This window comes from Bacillus sp. AM1(2019) (assembly GCF_009906915.1).
In the GTDB taxonomy this organism is placed as follows: Bacteria; Bacillota; Bacilli; order Bacillales; family Bacillaceae; genus Bacillus; species Bacillus velezensis.
Genome location: NZ_CP047644.1, coordinates 1,449,403 through 1,464,266 on the forward strand (window position 1 = coordinate 1,449,403; position 14,864 = coordinate 1,464,266).

The window sequence follows — 14,864 nt, forward strand, 5'->3', positions numbered from 1 at the left end:
TGATTAGATGAATAGGCTGAAGACAGTGCCTTCACAAGGCTTTGAGCCTCCCGTCATACCGGTCTGACAATACTTTTTTTTACATAATTATGGAACGTAAAGCTGAGAATTTGTGTTACAATTTAGCATAAATACGCAAACGGCAAAAAAATTGAAACTTCTCTCAGCCTAAAGCGTACGTATAAACAGAATAATACATAGGAGGCATCAGCAATATGGAACCAAACCTGGAAAAAGGCAATACGGCAGTAACGGAAAAGCCGTCAATTTTCGGAGTCATTACAAGTCCTGTTGTGCAGTTTAAAAGATTAAAAGAAAAGCCGGTCATCGGCATTCCTCTACTGATTGTCATCATTCTCATCGCGGCCGGCAGTATTTTGCGCGGACTGGGGATGAATTATGAAGAAGTGCTGAACAGCACATCTCTTGACGGATTGTCGGATGATCAGATTGAAATGACCAAAACCATTGCTAAATTCGGCTCGATGTTCGGAGGAATCTTCGGGGGCATTATCGCTCTGTTTATCGTTCCGCTCATTTACTGGCTGTGCGTCAAAATTTCAGGCGGCGTGACAACTTATAAAAAAATGCTCTCACTCAGCCTGTTTACGGCATTCATTACCAATATCGGCTTAGTCATTAACGGTCTTGTCACTTATTTTACCGGTGCGGGCTCACTGTACGCCGTTACATCTTTGGCGAGTGTCATACCGGCCGGAGACGGCGTCGCGGTCTTTTTAAGCGCGTTCGACATTTTCAGCATCTGGAGCTATATTCTGCTCGCTTTGGGACTTCGCTATACAGGCGGCATTTCGAAAAAAGCGGCCTGGACTTCCGCGATTGTCCTGTTTGTTATTATGCTTTTGGTTTCGGCAGTCGGAGGACTGTTAAGTTCAGTGACAGCAGGTGTATAACATGAAAAAAATTTGGATCGGAATCGGCATCGCCGTAATTGTTGCAGTATTCATCGGTATCAATATTTATAAGTCTGCCGCTCCCGCGGGCGGCAGCGCCGGGAAAAAAATCGAAACCGGAACCATGGAAAACAGAGAAATCTCCTCTACGGTCATGGTTCCGGGAACACTTAAATTCTCTAAAGAACAGTATGTTTTTTATGAAGCGGATAAAGGAACTCTTGATAAAGTGAAAGTAAAAGAAGGCGACAAAGTAAAAAAAGGGTCGTCGTTAGTCACGTATACAAATGAGCAGCTCAATCTTGATAAAGAACAAAATGAGTTGACAGAACAATCAAAACGGATGCAAATCGAACAAGTTGAAGAAAAACTCAAAGCATTAAACAGCAAGGAACAAGATCTGGCAAAACAAGTGGGGGAAGCGGAAGCCAAAAAACAAATTGAATCCGAACGGACTGATCTGCAGCTTCAGCAAAAAACGGCGGAAATCGAATTAAAGCAATCTGATTTGCAAAAGCAGTCTCTTGAAAATCAAGTGGCGAATCTCAATGTTAAGAGTGAGATGGACGGGACGGTAATCTCGGTAAATCAAGAAGCGGCTTCTAAAAAATCGGATATTCAAGAACCGGTTATACATATAGGAGACCCGGAACACCTGATCGTTGCCGGCAATTTGTCCGAATACGACACGCTGAAAGTGAAAAAGGGACAAAGCGTTACGATTACCTCAGACGCCATTCCCGGTAAAACGTGGAAAGGGAGAGTGGCGGCTGTCGGCCTCGTTCCTGATCAAAAGTCAAGCGCTGCTTCGGGGGAAAGCACGGAACAGGCCGTGCAGTATCCGTTCCAGGTTAAGCTGATCGGAAACCTTCCGGAGGGCAAGCCGGGGTTTAAATTAATTATGAACATTGAAACCGACAAACGGAAAGCCGATACGCTGCCGTCCTCCGCGGTCAAAAAAGACGGAGATGAGCACTGGGTCTTTACGGTAAAAGACGGGAAGGCCAAACGCGTGAAAGTTAAAGTCGGCGATACCGCAAATCAGCTTACGGAGATAAAAGAGGGGCTTTCAAAGGATGATAGAGTCATTCTGAATCCGGCTGACGGTTTGACTGACGGAACGGATGTGAAAGCATAGATGATTCAGCTTTCAAAGGTGAAAAAAAGCTATCAGATCGGCAAGGAGACGTTTGATGTTCTCCGTTCAATCGACCTGACGATTGAAGAAGGAGAATATGTGTCAATTATGGGACCGTCGGGATCGGGGAAATCTACGATCATGAATATCATCGGCTGTCTTGACAGACCGACGTCCGGCAGTTACAGGCTTGCGGGCGAAGATGTTTCTTCATGCACTGAAAAAGAGCTTGCGGCGGTCCGGAACAAATCAATCGGATTTGTTTTTCAGCAGTTTCAGCTGCTGCCGCGATTGAATGCAAGAAAAAATGTCGAACTCCCCATGATCTACGCCGGTATCGGCAAAAAAGAGCGTGAGGAACGGGCTGAGCATGCGCTGGAAAAAGTCGGTTTGGCGGATCGGATGCGTCACATGCCGAATGAGCTGTCAGGCGGCCAGAAGCAGCGTGTCGCGATTGCAAGAGCCATCGTGAACGAACCGAAGCTCATTTTAGCTGATGAACCGACCGGCGCGCTGGATACGAAAACAAGCATTTCTATTATGGAGCAGTTCACAGAGCTTAATGCAGAGGGCGTGACCGTGGTGCTTGTCACTCATGAGCCTGAAGTGGCGGACTGTACAAACAGAGTGATTTTCGTCCGTGACGGCATGATCGTTTCCCGCGATGCTGAGCAGAGGAGAGTGGGAGAATGAGCCTGTTAGAAAATCTCCGGATGGCCCTCAGTTCCGTAAGAGCTCACAAGCTGAGATCGATTCTGACGATGCTCGGAATCATTATCGGCGTCGGTTCAGTAATTGTTGTTGTGGCTGTCGGCCAGGGCGGAGAGCAAATGCTGAAGCAATCCATCAGCGGGCCGGGCAATACGATTGAATTGTTTTACCTTCCGAGTGATGAAGAATTAACAGCCAATCCGAACGCCTTACAGGAAGCGAGTTTTACAGAAGAAGATATTAATGGATTAAAAGGAGTGGACGGCGTAAAGCAGGTTGTCGCTTCCGCGGTAAAATCCATGACGGCCCGTTACCATGAAGAAGACACGGATATTACGCTGAACGGCATTAACAGCGGCTACATGGACGTAAAAAAGCTGGACGTTCAAGATGGACGGACATTTACGGACAATGATTTTCTTTCCGGGAAAAGAGCAGGAATCATCTCGAAAAAAATGGCTGAAAAGCTGTTCGGGAAAACGTCTCCGCTCGGAAAAATCGTCTGGGCCGGCGGACAGCCCGTTGAAGTAATCGGCGTACTGAAAGAAGAGAGCGGTTTTTTATCGTTAGGACTCAGTGAAATGTATGTGCCGTTCAACATGCTGAAAACGTCTTTCGGTACTAACGACTACAGCAACGTTTCCGTTCAGACGGAGTCCGCTGATCAAATCAAAACAACAGGAAAAGAAGCGGCCCGTCTCTTAAATGACAATCACGGTACAAAAGAGGCCTATCAAGTCATGAATATGGAAGAAATCGCGGCGGGAATCGGTCAGGTCACGACCGTCATGACGACGATCATCGGTTCGATCGCCGGTATTTCTCTCATTGTCGGCGGGATCGGGGTCATGAATATTATGCTCGTATCAGTGACGGAACGGACAAGAGAAATCGGCATCCGCAAATCGCTCGGTGCCACGAGAGGACAGATTCTGACACAATTCTTAATTGAATCTGTTGTGCTTACATTAATCGGCGGCTTAATCGGAATCGGTCTCGGCTACGGGGGAGCATCACTCGTTTCCCTTATCGCAGGCTGGCCGTCGCTCGTTTCCTGGCAGGTGGTTTGTATCGGCGTGCTGTTCAGTATGCTGATCGGTGTCATTTTCGGCATGCTGCCCGCCAACAAAGCATCACGCTTAGATCCGATTGAAGCATTAAGGTATGAATAACCGGCACCCCATGCAGTCTGCATGGGGTTTTTTGTGTTTTAATGATTGAATGAATATAATAGACTTTTTTCATTTATGATAAAAAGAAAATGTCATACAATTGACCCCCTTTTTGTCGAATTTACAGTTTACAAACCCTATGTACATACGTTAATATGAACAAATGTGAAAGATTTTGATAGTTATTGAATGAATTTGAGTGATTTTAGTTGCTTGAAGTAAAAAAAGCGTTTACAATTATCTTGCAGCCGAAATGAATACGTTTTCAAAGGAGGCGGAATATGCTTACTCCTGAAAGGTATCAGCTGATTATGGATCAGATTGAAAAGCGAGATGTGGTGAAGATTCAAGAGCTGATAAGCATGACAAACGCTTCTGAATCAACGATCAGAAGAGATTTATCAACACTTGAAGAGCGCGGGTTTTTAAAGCGCGTTCACGGCGGGGCGTCTAAACTTTCCAACAGCAGGCAAGAACCCGATATGCTTGAAAAATCCTCCAAAAACCTTCAAGATAAACTGAAGATCGCTGAAGAAGCGGCATCTTTATTAGAAGAAGGTGACTGTATTTACCTCGATGCGGGAACAACTACATTGCACATGATTGATTTTATAGATCATACAAAGGACATTGTGGTTGTCACAAACGGAGTTATGCATATCGACGCTTTAATAAGGAAAGGGATTCCTTTTTATCTTCTCGGAGGATATGTGAAGCATAGAACAGGTGCGATGATCGGCGGCGCCTCATTAACGGCGGTCAGCCAGTACCGTTTTGACAAAAGCTTTCTCGGGGTGAACGGCGTGCACATTGAAGCCGGCTTTACAACACCCGATCCGGATGAGGCTCTTCTGAAGACAAAGGCTGTGAGACAGGCGAAAAATGCGTATGTTTTAGCCGATCCTTCTAAATTCGGCGAGATTTCTTTCGCAGCGTTCGCCGCCTTGGGCGATGCAGCTATCATTACCACTGAAGCTGAAGAACTTGCATTCGATAATTACCAAGAAAAAACTGTCGTAAAGGTAGTGAAACCATGATTTACACTGTAACCCTCAATCCTTCTGTTGACTATATCGTTCACGTTGAAGATTTTGCCGTAGGCGGTTTAAACCGTTCCAGCTATGACACGAAGTATCCCGGCGGAAAAGGCATCAACGTTTCGAGATTACTGAAAAGACACCATGTGCCGTCAAAAGCATTGGGGTTTGTCGGCGGATTTACCGGAAATTATATTACGTCATTTTTGCAGCAGGAAGGTCTGGAAACGGCTTTTTCTGAGGTGGATGAAGACACGCGTATAAATGTAAAACTGAAAACGGGCGATGAAACGGAAATTAACGGACAGGGCCCGACGATTTCAGACGAAGTGTTCAATACCTTTTTAGAACAGTTCTCCGCTCTGGAAGAGGGAGACATCGTCGTTTTAGCGGGAAGCATCCCATCTTCCCTGCCGCATAACACGTATGAAAAAATTGCTGAGGCATGCAGAAAGCAGAATGCCCGGGTAGTGGTGGACATCTCCGGTGAAGCGCTGATGAAAGCGACAGAAATGAAACCGTTTTTGATGAAGCCGAATCATCATGAGCTTGGGGAAATGTTCAATACGGTCATTGATTCAGCCGAAGCTGCCGTTCCTTACGGTAAAAAATTGATTGAACAAGGCGCTGAACATGCGATTGTTTCGATGGCTGGCGACGGTGCGCTTTTATTTACGAAAGAGGCGGTTTTCCTCGCCAATGTTCCTAAAGGAAAGCTTGTCAATTCGGTAGGCGCGGGTGATTCCGTCGTCGCGGGATTCCTTGCGGGAATTTCAAAACAGCTGCCTTTGGAAGATGCGTTCCGTTTAGGAGTTGCTTCCGGAAGCGCGACGGCATTTTCTGAAGAACTCGGAACTGAAGAGTTTGTACAGCAGCTTCTTCCTGAAGTTAAAGTCACACGTCTATAGAGGAGGAAAGAAAAGTGAAGATAACTGAGCTGTTAACAAGAGATACAATTCATCTCAATATAGAAAGCAAAGAGAAAGAAAACGTTATCGATGAAATGGTGACAGTGCTTGACAAAGCCGGCAGATTAAATGACAGAGAGGCTTACAAAGCAGCCATTTTAAATCGTGAAAGCCAAAGCTCAACGGGAATCGGCGAAGGCATTGCCATCCCTCATGCGAAGACGGCGAGCGTCATTAACCCGGCCATCGCATTCGGCCGTTCAAAAGATGGTGTGGATTATGAATCATTAGACGGTCAGCCGGCACACCTGGTCTTTATGATTGCGGCAACCGAAGGAGCGAATAATACGCACCTTGAGGCATTATCAAGACTTTCAACGCTTCTTATGCGTGAGGAAATCCGCAAACAGCTTCTTGAAGCTGAATCAGAAGATGCGATCATTGACATCATCAATCAGCATGACAAAGATGACGATGAGGAAGAAGAAGAGCAGGAAGAACAGGCAGCGCCGTCAGGAAAAGGCAAAATCCTTGCCGTTACGGCATGTCCGACAGGTATCGCCCATACGTTCATGGCAGCTGACGCACTGAAGGAAAAAGCGAAAGAGCTCGGCGTTGACATTAAAGTCGAGACAAACGGCTCAAGCGGTATCAAACATAAGCTGACGGCTCAAGAAATTGAAGACGCGCCTGCGATCATCGTGGCGGCTGATAAACAGGTTGAAATGGAACGCTTTAAAGGCAAACATGTTCTTCAAGTACCTGTAACAGCTGGTATCAGACGTCCTCAGGAACTGATTGAAAAAGCCGTTAACCAAGATGCGCCGATTTACGAGGGCAGCGGCGGAGGATCTTCCGCTTCAGATGAAGACGGCCCGAAACAGAAATCAGGAACAAGCATCGGAAGCACTTTCTATAAACACTTAATGAGCGGTGTCAGCAACATGCTGCCATTTGTCGTCGGCGGCGGAATTCTCGTTGCGATCTCATTCTTCTGGGGCATTCATTCAGCTGATCCGAAAGACCCGACATACAACACGTTTGCCGCAGCGCTGAACTTTATCGGCAGCGATAATGCGTTAAAACTGATCGTTGCAGTTCTTGCCGGATTCATTGCAATGAGTATTGCGGACCGTCCGGGATTTGCGCCGGGTATGGTCGGCGGATTTATGGCTACGCAGGCGAATGCCGGATTCTTGGGCGGACTGATTGCCGGATTCTTAGCCGGTTATGTCGTAATCCTGCTGAAAAAGCTGTTTGTCTTTATCCCTCAATCTCTTGACGGATTAAAACCTGTATTGATTTATCCGCTGCTCGGTATTTTTATCACAGGAGTTCTGATGCAATTTGTCATTAACACACCTGTAGCAGCGTTCATGAATTTCTTAACAAATTGGCTTGAAAGCCTTGGAACTGGAAACCTTGTTTTAATGGGTATTATTTTAGGCGGTATGATGGCTATCGACATGGGCGGCCCGCTCAATAAAGCGGCGTTCACATTCGGAATTGCGATGATCGATGCCGGAAACTATGCGCCGCATGCGGCCATCATGGCGGGCGGAATGGCTCCGCCGCTTGGAATCGCACTGGCAACAACATTCTTTAAACACAAATTCTCTAAACGTGACCGTGAAGCCGGTATTACGTGCTACTTTATGGGAGCAGCTTTCGTTACAGAAGGCGCCATCCCGTTTGCAGCGGCTGATCCGCTTCGCGTCATCCCTGCAGCCGTTGTCGGTTCTGCGGTAGCTGGCGGGTTGACAGAGTTTTTCCGGGTAACGCTTCCTGCACCGCACGGAGGAATATTCGTTGCATTCATTACGAACCATCCGCTGCTTTATTTAATGAGCATCGTGATCGGAGCGATTGTAACGGCTGTTATCTTGGGAATCGTCAAAAAACCGGTTGTAGAGAAATAAGCAAAAAGCGTCCTTTACGGGCGCTTTTTTCAATCATGTACGCATAGAAGCGTTATGTATTTTGTGATGAGTTATGATAAAGTAAAGATGGTGCATGAACTGAAACAGTGATCGTCTAGGAGGAACCACGTTGACTGAAGAACAAAAACCTACTTCTGAAAAATCGGTAAAAAGAAAATCCAACACGTATTGGGAATGGGGAAAGGCCATCATTATAGCGGTCGCACTTGCGCTGTTAATCCGCCATTTCCTGTTCGAACCGTACTTAGTGGAAGGATCATCAATGTACCCGACATTACATGACGGTGAAAGGCTGTTTGTCAACAAAAGCGTCAATTATATCGGAGAAATCGAGCGGGGGGACATCGTCATTATTAACGGCGATACATCGAAAGTCCATTATGTAAAGCGGCTCATCGGAAAACCGGGAGAAACGGTGGAAATGAAAAATGACACGCTTTATATAAACGGCAAAAAAATCGCAGAACCGTACCTCGCGAGCAATAAAAAAGAAGCGAAAAAACTGGGAGTCAACCTGACGGGAGATTTCGGCCCCGTAAAGATTCCGAAAGGCAAATACTTCGTCATGGGCGACAATCGGCTGAACTCAATGGACAGCCGGAACGGACTCGGTTTAATTGCCGAAAACCGGATCGTCGGCACCTCGAAGTTTGTGTTCTTCCCGTTTCATGATATGCGTCAGACAAAATAAAAACGCCGCGCTGCCCGATTTGGACAGCAGGCGTTTTTTATTTGGCAAACGAGGCGGCGACGGCGATGAACAATACCGTGGCCAGCACTGATCCGACAATGGCCAGAACGCTGAAAAAAAGATTCACCTGCTTCTTCTCTTTGCCGCGTTTTTCAAGCATCCGTTTTGAAAAGAGATGCGAAAACGTATAAATGAGGGCGATTCCCACGTACAAGCCGATGTCACGGGCCGTAAAGCCTGTGACGGCCAGAAAAACCCCGGTGAAGAAAATCATAAGACAGTATTCTGTGAGTGTTAAAAGCTTCAACTTGTTCCTCCGTGATGAATATGTATATATATCTATTGTATCACAGCGCTCCGGGTTTGACGCCTGCATCTTTTCAAACCCGTATATTCGCAGGGAAACATTTCTCTTCCCCTTTATTCATGGTATACTTTTAATGATGATAGACACGATGGAGGATTCTAAATGATTGCTGTAAATAATGTGAGCTTGCGTTTTGCGGATCGCAAGTTATTTGAAGATGTCAATATTAAATTTACGCCGGGCAACTGCTACGGATTAATAGGCGCAAACGGTGCCGGAAAATCAACATTTTTGAAAATTTTATCCGGTGAGCTGGAGCCGCAGACCGGCGATGTCCATATGAGCCCGGGTGAACGTCTTGCCATTCTGAAGCAGAACCACTTTGAATATGAAGACTTCGAAGTGCTGAAAGTCGTCATTATGGGACATAAACGTTTATACGAAGTCATGCAGGAAAAAGACGCGATTTATATGAAGCCTGATTTTTCAGATGAAGACGGCATCCGCGCCGCTGAGCTTGAAGGAGAGTTTGCGGAATTAAACGGATGGGAAGCTGAAAGTGAAGCCGCTATTTTGTTAAAGGGGCTGGGCATCTCTGAAGACCTGCATACGAAGAAAATGGCGGACTTAGGCGGTTCAGAAAAGGTGAAAGTGCTTTTGGCACAGGCGCTTTTCGGCAAGCCGGACGTTCTGCTGCTTGATGAACCGACCAACCACTTGGATCTGAAAGCGATTCAGTGGCTGGAAGAGTTTTTAATCAACTTTGAGAACACAGTCATCGTCGTATCCCATGACCGTCACTTTTTAAATAAAGTGTGCACGCACATCGCCGATCTTGATTTTAATAAAATTCAAGTGTACGTCGGCAACTATGATTTCTGGTATGAATCCAGCCAGCTTGCTTTAAAGCTTTCTCAGGAAGCCAACAAGAAAAAAGAAGAGCAGATTAAACAGCTTCAGGAGTTCGTGGCCAGATTCAGCGCCAACGCTTCTAAATCAAAGCAGGCGACATCAAGAAAGAAACTCCTTGATAAAATCACGCTTGATGATATCAAACCGTCATCACGCCGTTATCCTTATGTCAATTTCACGCCGGAACGCGAGATCGGAAATGACGTGCTGCGGGTTGAAGGCTTAACAAAAACGATTGACGGGGTAAAAGTGCTTGATAACGTCAGCTTTATTATGAACAGAGAAGATAAAATCGCTTTTACGGGCCGCAACGAACTTGCCGTTACGACATTGTTTAAAATCATTTCCGGGGAAATGGAAGCAGACAGCGGCACATTTAAATGGGGCGTGACCACTTCTCAGGCGTACTTCCCTAAAGACAACAGCGAGTATTTTGACGGCAGCGATGCGAACCTTGTTGACTGGCTCCGCCAATACTCGCCACATGACCAAAGCGAAAGCTTTCTGCGCGGTTTCTTAGGACGCATGCTGTTCTCAGGAGAAGAAGTCAACAAAAAATCAAACGTCCTTTCCGGAGGAGAAAAAGTGCGCTGCATGCTTTCAAAAGCGATGCTTTCCGGCGCGAATATTTTAATTCTGGATGAACCGACAAACCACTTAGATTTGGAATCCATTACGGCGCTTAACAACGGCTTAATCAGTTTTAAAGGCGCTATGCTGTTTTCATCTCATGACCATCAGTTTGTACAGACAATTGCCAACCGCATCATTGAATTAACGCCTAAAGGCATTGTTGACAAACAAATGTCTTATGACGAATTTCTTGAAAACGCGGATGTACAGAAAAAGCTTGAAGAGCTATACGCGTAATAAAGAAGCAGGGGAGACTCTGCTTTTTTATTTATGAAAAAAGTTTTCAATCTTCTGACTTCCCGTTACAATAAATGAATACATAACTTGAAAAGAGACGGAGGAATGCATCATGAAGTTTTTAATTGTCGGAGCTGGAGGAGTGGGCGGATATATCGGCGCGCGTCTTGCAGAAAAGGGAAATGACGTTACGTTTCTCGTCCGCAAGAAACGGGCGGAACAATTACAAGAAACGGGTTTGATCGTCAAAAGTGCAAAAGGTGATGTTTCAATCAAGCCGAAATTAATGATGGCGGGCGAAGAAGGAGCATTTGACGCCGTTATTATCGCTTCAAAAGCGTATTCTTTGCAGGACGTTATTCGGGATGTCAAACCGTTTGTCAAACCTTCGTCGGTCATTATTCCTTTTTTAAACGGATACAGGCACTATAACCAGCTGTTTGAAGCTTTTTCAAAACGGCAGGTGCTGGGCGGCCTCTGCTTTATTGAGAGCGCCCTTAACGACAAAGGGGAAATTCTTCATACGAGCGCTGCCCACCGCTTTGTTTTCGGTGAATGGAACGGGGAACGCACAGAACGTATGAACGAGCTGGAAAACGCATTTGCAGGTGTGAAAGCGGATGTCATCATCAGCCGGGATATTGAAAAGGACATTTGGAAAAAATATATGTTTATTGCCGCGCAGGCGGGAGTGACCACTCTGTTTCAACAGCCGGTCGGACCGATTTTAGAAACAGAAGGCGGCCGCAACACGGCAAAGCGCCTCTTTGCTGAAATCGGAGCCATTTTCAAGGCTGCCGGCATCCCGAAAGATCCTGGTCTGGAAGAAGAGAGTTATCGCACATTGACAAGCATGTCTTACCATATGAAATCGTCGATGCTGAGAGATATGGAAAAGGGCAGGGTGACGGAAGGTGATCATTTACACGGATTTTTGCTTGAGAAAGCGAAAGGCTTGTCAGTTGATACACCTGTTTTGGAAACCGTCTGCGCCAACTTGCAAATGTATGAAGCGAAATAAAAAGGAGGCCTGATCGCCTCCTTTTTTATTAAAATGCCCAGTTTCCGTTTCTGAAGATCGGTTCTCTTTTGCCGTCCGCCGTAATGCCGTCGATATTCATATCTTTGGAACCGACCATAAAATCTACGTGTGTAATGCTTTCATTTAAGCCCTCTTTGACAAGCTCTTCCCGTGTCATTTGTTTACCGCCCTCAATATTAAAGGCATACGCACTGCCGATCGCCAAGTGGTTAGAGGCGTTTTCATCGTACAGTGTGTTGTAAAATAAAATATTTGATTGTGAAATCGGTGAATCGTACGGCACTAAGGCCACTTCTCCGAGATAGTGTGAGCCTTCATCGGTTTCGACGATGCCTTTTAAAATCTCCTCGCCTTTTTCAGCTTTCACATCGACAATGCGGCCGTTTTCAAAGGTAAGAGTGAAGTTATCAATAATGTTGCCGCCGTAGCTCAGCGGTTTCGTGCTGGAAACCGTGCCGTTCACCCCGTCACGCTGCGGGAGGGTGAAAACCTCTTCTGTCGGCATGTTGGCCATGAATTCGTGCCCGCTCTCATTCACGCTTCCCGCGCCTGCCCATACATGTTTTTTCGGCAGTTCAATGGTTAAGTCTGTTCCTTCAGCTTGATAATGCAGGGCGCTGTAATGTTTTTTGTTCAGGTGTTCCACTTTCTCATGAAGATTTTGATCATGTTTTTTCCATGCTTCCACAGGGTTTTCTTCATTTACGCGGGTCGTTTTGAAAATTTCTTCCCATAAAAGCTGAACGGCTGTTTCTTCCGGCTGATCCGGGAACACTTTTTTCGCCCAGCCTGTTGAAGCCGCTCCGATCACCGTCCAGCTGACCTTATCTGATTGAATATATTGTCTGTATGTATGCAATGCTTTTCCGGCGGCTTTTTGGAACGCTGCAATCCGTTTGCCGTCAGTGCCTTTTAACAGGTCGGGGTCGGATGAGACGACAGAAATAAACGCAGCCCCTTTTTTCGCGAGCTCTTCTTTGCCTTTTGCTTCCCATTCAGGATACTCTTCAAACGCTTCAAAAGGTGCCATCTCGTATTTTAATCTGGACAGTTCATCGTCCTGCCAATTTACGGTGACGTTTTTTGCGCCTTTTTCATAAGAATGTTTGGCAAGCAGTCTGACAAGTTCCCTAACATCAGTTGAGGCATTGATTACGACATGCTGTCCTTTTTGGACATTGACGCCGACTTCTACCGCCAGCTGAGCATATGTATGTAACTTTTCAGTAAACGAACTCATCGTTCATTCCTCCTCATTGGTTTTTCTCATCATATCAAATATCGCCTCATAAAGGAAAGAAAGGAGCACAAACGAAAAAGACACAGCTTTTGCTGCGTCTTTACGGGTGATTCAGTTTTACGGCGCCGCCGGCCGGAGAATGGGGCATATTGGCCAGTGAAATGCTCATACCCCCCAAAATAATTCCGCTTAAAATGACGGCTACTGCTACGCGTCTTCCCACATCTCTAAGCATATGCTTCCTCCTTAATGTTTCTCCAGTTCTCACAATATGAGCCGGCCGGAGAAAAAAGAAGCACAATCTTATTATTTAATCGCTTTTTGCAGCTTGTCGATGACGTCTAATGAACGCCCAGTGCCGATAGCCACTGATTCAAGCGGATTTGCCGCCAAATGAACGGGAACGACGATTTCTTCTGTCAGCCATTCTTTCATCCCGTTTAAAAGGGAGCCTCCGCCGGTTAACACGACGCCGCGGTCAACGATATCACCGCTGAGCTCCGGCGGACAATCTTCAAGTGTCGCTCTGATCGCTTCAAGAATATGTAAGAGCGACTCACGCATCGCGTGCTGAATTTCATTAGACTGCAGTCTGATTGTCTTCGGCAGACCGGTTACAAGGTCACGGCCGCGGATTTCCATCGTTTCCGGCACATGTTCAATCAATGCAAAACCGATTTCCATTTTCACTTGTTCTGCCGTACGTTCCCCGATCAGCAGGTTGTATTTTTTTCTGACGAACGAGGCGATATCTTCATCAAGCTGGTCGCCGCCGATTCTGATTGAATGGCAGGATACGACGCCTCCGAATGAGATGATGGCGACTTCAGTCGTACCGCCGCCGATATCTACGACGACGTTTGCGACCGGCTCGTCAACAGGGAGGTCGGCCCCGATTGCAGCGGCTACGGGTTCTTCAATCAAGTGAACGTTTTTCGCTCCGCAGTTTTTGACAGCGTCACTGATGGCGCGGCGTTCAACGGCTGTTGAGCCTGAAGGCGTGCAGACGACGACATTCGGTTTGCGGAAAGTCATTCCGATTTTTTTTCCGGCTTTTTTCATAATGTGTTTTAATAAGTCAGTTGTCATATCATAATCAGCAATGACACCGTCTTTCATCGGCCGTACGGCGACGATTTTCCCCGGCGTCTTTCCGATCATGCTTTTGGCATCCGTTCCGATGGCAAGCACCGCTTTCGTTGTTGTATCTACAGCGACAACGGAAGGTTCGTTTAAAATAATTCCTTTATTTTTACTGTAAACAAGTATATTAGCGGTTCCTAAGTCGATTCCGATCTCAGTTGATTGAAACATGTTTTCACCCAATCCCTATCCTGATTTAATTGATTCTACATTTAAAGTTTCTGAGAAAAACCACGATTTTTGGGGGTTTCCGCCGGGAATGAAATGTTTTTGTAAAAAAGGAGGGAAAGTCTGTATCCCATATTTCAAAAGGATTTTCTTCTGTAAAAAAACATTCAGTTCCGGATGCTGAGAAACTTTTGCTCCGTTCCTTTCGTCTACGTTTATGAAGGATTTTCCTTGGACATAAAGAAGAGACATTAAAGGAAGTAGGGGATTTCTATGAAATCAATTGGTGTAGTAAGAAAAGTAGACGAACTCGGGCGTATTGTCATGCCGATTGAATTGAGAAGAGCATTGGATATCGCTATTAAAGATAGTATTGAATTTTTCGTTGACGGAGACAAAATTGTCTTAAAAAAATACAAGCCGCACGGCATTTGCTTAATGACGGGGGAAATTACCTCCGAAAATCAGGAGTACGGCAACGGCAAAATTATTTTAAGTCCTGAAGGAGCGAAAATGCTGCTTGAGGAAATCGAGGAAGCGTTAAAAGATAGATCATAATCAGCAAAAAGGGCGGAGCATCATTCCGTCCTTTTATTATGAACTTGTGCAAAAACTCACGGGAAAAGTAAGCGAACCTGCTCAATTAATTGGGAATAGTTATCATTTTTTAG

The 14,864-nt window shown here is 45.8% G+C and carries 15 protein-coding genes; 11 read left to right on the forward strand and 4 right to left on the reverse strand.

Annotated elements, in window-relative coordinates:
- Positions 1–215 precede the first annotated feature (215 nt).
- The 8 genes from GNE05_RS07585 to sipT all read left to right on the forward strand — a co-directional run bounded on the left by GNE05_RS07585 (position 216) and on the right by sipT (position 8,511).
- Positions 216–914 (forward strand): YknW family membrane protein, encoded by a 699-nt coding sequence (locus tag GNE05_RS07585; protein ID WP_029973680.1) that lies wholly within the window; start codon positions 216–218, stop codon positions 912–914.
- 1 nt (position 915) lies between these two features.
- Positions 916–2,052 carry an efflux RND transporter periplasmic adaptor subunit gene (locus tag GNE05_RS07590; protein ID WP_029973681.1) on the forward strand — a complete coding sequence of 379 codons (1,137 nt, stop codon included), beginning with the start codon at positions 916–918 and terminating at the stop codon, positions 2,050–2,052.
- Positions 2,053–2,745 (forward strand): ABC transporter ATP-binding protein, encoded by a 693-nt coding sequence (locus tag GNE05_RS07595; RefSeq protein WP_007409637.1) that lies wholly within the window; start codon positions 2,053–2,055, stop codon positions 2,743–2,745.
- Complete coding sequence (locus GNE05_RS07600) at positions 2,742–3,935, forward strand: ABC transporter permease (protein WP_014417626.1); 1,194 nt, start codon at positions 2,742–2,744, stop codon at positions 3,933–3,935. The genes GNE05_RS07595 and GNE05_RS07600 overlap by 4 nt, the downstream gene beginning before the upstream one ends.
- 281 nt (positions 3,936–4,216) lie before the next feature.
- The gene (locus GNE05_RS07605; RefSeq protein WP_014417627.1) at positions 4,217–4,972 is read left to right on the forward strand and encodes a DeoR/GlpR family DNA-binding transcription regulator; all 756 of its coding nucleotides are present in this window, start codon (positions 4,217–4,219) and stop codon (positions 4,970–4,972) included.
- Positions 4,969–5,880, forward strand: coding sequence for a 1-phosphofructokinase (pfkB, locus tag GNE05_RS07610; protein ID WP_045207294.1), 912 nt, complete (start codon positions 4,969–4,971; stop codon positions 5,878–5,880). The genes GNE05_RS07605 and pfkB overlap by 4 nt, the downstream gene beginning before the upstream one ends.
- Before the next feature lie 14 nt (positions 5,881–5,894).
- Positions 5,895–7,799 carry a PTS fructose transporter subunit IIABC gene (locus GNE05_RS07615; RefSeq protein ID WP_063636613.1) on the forward strand — a complete coding sequence of 635 codons (1,905 nt, stop codon included), beginning with the start codon at positions 5,895–5,897 and terminating at the stop codon, positions 7,797–7,799.
- 130 nt (positions 7,800–7,929) lie between these two features.
- Positions 7,930–8,511 (forward strand): signal peptidase I sipT, encoded by a 582-nt coding sequence (gene sipT, locus GNE05_RS07620; RefSeq protein WP_160182633.1) that lies wholly within the window; start codon positions 7,930–7,932, stop codon positions 8,509–8,511.
- Positions 8,512–8,548: 37 nt separating this feature from the next.
- On the opposite strand, the gene GNE05_RS07625 is transcribed toward sipT, so the two are convergent.
- Complete coding sequence (locus tag GNE05_RS07625; RefSeq protein WP_021493749.1) at positions 8,549–8,818, reverse strand: hypothetical protein; 270 nt, start codon at positions 8,816–8,818, stop codon at positions 8,549–8,551.
- A gap of 162 nt (positions 8,819–8,980) precedes the next feature.
- On the opposite strand from GNE05_RS07625, the gene GNE05_RS07630 reads away from it, so the two are divergent.
- Positions 8,981–10,600 (forward strand): ABC-F family ATP-binding cassette domain-containing protein, encoded by a 1,620-nt coding sequence (locus GNE05_RS07630; RefSeq protein ID WP_007409642.1) that lies wholly within the window; start codon positions 8,981–8,983, stop codon positions 10,598–10,600.
- Positions 10,601–10,712: 112 nt separating this feature from the next.
- A complete protein-coding gene (locus tag GNE05_RS07635; RefSeq protein WP_021493748.1) occupies positions 10,713–11,621 on the forward strand; it encodes a ketopantoate reductase family protein in 909 nt (302 codons plus the stop codon).
- 28 nt (positions 11,622–11,649) lie between these two features.
- Here the strand turns inward: GNE05_RS07635 and GNE05_RS07640 are convergent, their stop codons facing one another.
- The 3 genes from GNE05_RS07640 to mreBH form a co-directional block, all read right to left on the reverse strand.
- On the reverse strand, positions 11,650–12,882 hold the full coding sequence (locus GNE05_RS07640; protein ID WP_007409644.1) for an aminopeptidase: 1,233 nt from the start codon (positions 12,880–12,882) through the stop codon (positions 11,650–11,652).
- Positions 12,883–12,982: 100 nt separating this feature from the next.
- Complete coding sequence (locus GNE05_RS07645; protein ID WP_003154559.1) at positions 12,983–13,117, reverse strand: protein YkpC; 135 nt, start codon at positions 13,115–13,117, stop codon at positions 12,983–12,985.
- A 71-nt stretch (positions 13,118–13,188) separates the two neighbouring features.
- On the reverse strand, positions 13,189–14,196 hold the full coding sequence (mreBH, locus tag GNE05_RS07650) for a cell shape-determining protein MreBH (RefSeq protein WP_014417632.1): 1,008 nt from the start codon (positions 14,194–14,196) through the stop codon (positions 13,189–13,191).
- Between the two features lie 270 nt (positions 14,197–14,466).
- Here mreBH and GNE05_RS07655 point away from each other — a divergent pair, with 270 nt between their 5' ends.
- Positions 14,467–14,751 carry a transcriptional regulator AbhA gene (locus GNE05_RS07655; protein WP_024085249.1) on the forward strand — a complete coding sequence of 95 codons (285 nt, stop codon included), beginning with the start codon at positions 14,467–14,469 and terminating at the stop codon, positions 14,749–14,751.
- Positions 14,752–14,864 lie beyond the last annotated feature (113 nt).